Origin of the sequence: Bradyrhizobium erythrophlei, from assembly GCF_042430365.1 — a bacterium.
GTDB classification, from domain to species: Bacteria; Pseudomonadota; Alphaproteobacteria; order Rhizobiales; family Xanthobacteraceae; genus Bradyrhizobium; species Bradyrhizobium erythrophlei.
The window spans coordinates 1-1,935 of sequence record NZ_JBHMET010000260.1 but is presented as its reverse complement, the minus strand read 5'-3'; the positions used below and the strand labels follow the sequence as shown (position 1 = coordinate 1,935).

Annotated in this window: 1 protein-coding gene; it reads left to right on the top strand. The window is 60.4% G+C overall.

Annotation, left to right across the window (positions count from 1 at the left end):
- Nucleotides 1–123: 123 nt before the first annotated feature.
- A complete protein-coding gene (locus ACFFWD_RS39995) occupies nt 124–1,866 on the top strand; it encodes an adenylate/guanylate cyclase domain-containing protein (RefSeq protein ID WP_376974899.1) in 1,743 nt (580 codons plus the stop codon).
- Nucleotides 1,867–1,935: the final 69 nt, after the last annotated feature.

Below are 1,935 nucleotides of genomic sequence, written 5' to 3'. Positions count from 1 at the left end.
TAGCGGACCTCCAAGGTGACGCACGCTCATTCGCTCCCGCAATTGTCGCTCACGGGTCCTCTGCAAAGTGCTAGACTTTTCCCTGTCTACCGCCGTGGCAAGTCTGGCCGTTCGGAGAGCGTTGTGACCGAGCAACAGGTTCAAAGGCGACTGGCGGCGATCTTGGCTGCCGACGTGGTTGGTTACTCTGCGTTGATGCAACGCGCTGAGGAGGCCACCTACGCCGAGTTCGAGCGGCTGAAGCGGGAAGTAATCGAGCCTGGCCTCTCCCGCCACGACGGGCGACTGATCAAGACCACGGGTGACGGCGCGTTGGCCGAGTTCGCAAGTCCGTCGGCTGCGGTGCGATGCGCGGTGGAGATACAGGAAAGCATCGCATCAGGTCGAAGCTCCCTTAAGCTGCGCATTGGGGTCAATCTCGGCGAGGTTATCGTCGGGGCTGACGGCGATCTATTCGGCGATGGGATCAACATCGCGGTCCGGCTGGAGGGGGTCGCCGATCCCGGCGGCATCCTGATGTCCGAGAAGGTGTACAGCGAGGTCGAGGGCAAGCTGGAAGTTGGCTTCGAGGACCGGGGCGACCAGCAGCTCAAGAACATCTCCAAGCCGGTCCGCGCATTTGCTGTACGCGCGGGAGCGCATGGCACGCTGATCGATAGGCTAAGTGCGGCCCCGCCACTCCCGGACAGGCCCTCAATCGCCGTACTTCCGTTTGAGAACATGTCCGGCGATCCCGAGCAGGAGTATTTTGCGGACGGGATGGTTGAGGAGATCACTACGGCGCTTTCGCGGTTCAAGTGGTTGTTCGTGATCGCCCGCAATTCCAGCTTTACCTACAGGGGCAAGGCGGTGAACGTGAAGCAGGTCGGACGCGAGCTTGGCGTCCGCTATGTCCTTGAGGGGTCTGTGCGCAAGGCCTCAGGGAAAGTTCGCATTGCAGGGCAGTTGATCGACGCGATTACAGGGGCGCACATCTGGGCGGATCAGTTCGAGCGCGACTTGACAGACGTTTTCGCGCTTCAGGACGAAGTGACGGTCGCCGTCGTCTCGGCCATTCAGCCAAAGATTATTCAAACAGAAATCGCATTGGCGGCGCGGCGACCGGAGAACCTCACTGCGTATGATTATTATCTCCGCGCTCTGCCGCAGTCTTACCTGGCGACCCGCGAAGGGTTGGCCGAGGCGATCAGGTTGGCTCACCGCGCCTTGGAACTGCACCCTCGGTTCGGCGGTGCCGCGACTCTGGCAGGTCTCTGTCACATGCGAAACGTCCTTTTCAACTATGCTGACGATCCCCAATTCGACCGCAGGGAAGCCGTTCGGCTTTCTCGCTTGGCATTGAGCCTCGACGATAGTGATCCAGACACGTTAGCAGCGGCTGCTGTAATCTCGGCGTTCATGGTCGGCGATATTGAAAGTGCGCCCGAAATGGCAGACCGGGCGGTCGCGCTCAATCCCAATTCATTTGGCGCATGGTCCGCCAGAGGCTGGGTCTGTAGAGCTGCGGGGCTACCGCAGGAAGCGGTCCAGAGCTTCGAACGTGCCATTCGCATGAACCCGATAGACCCGCTGCTACATCCGTCGTTTGTCGGGATGGGCATAGCCTTGATCGAGCTTCGTCGCTTTGACGAGGCCATCGTCGCAGGCAAGAAAGCCCAACGCCAGAAATCCTCCTATTGGCCAGCTTACTGCGGTCTCGCGTCCGCTTTCGCCCATATCGGGCGCGAGGCTGAGGCCCGTGAGGCGGTGGCGCGTCTGCTTGAGTTCGATCCCGCCTTTACAATATCAGCGTTCATCGCGCGGGGCGGGCAATCAAACGCGAAGCTGTTGATCGAGGGGCTTCGGAAAGCGGGGTTGCCCGAGTAGCTCTCCAACTGCGATGAGGTGATGGAAGAGCGGTTAATTTGCTGCGGTGCATAAGTCAGCTTCTGGCCC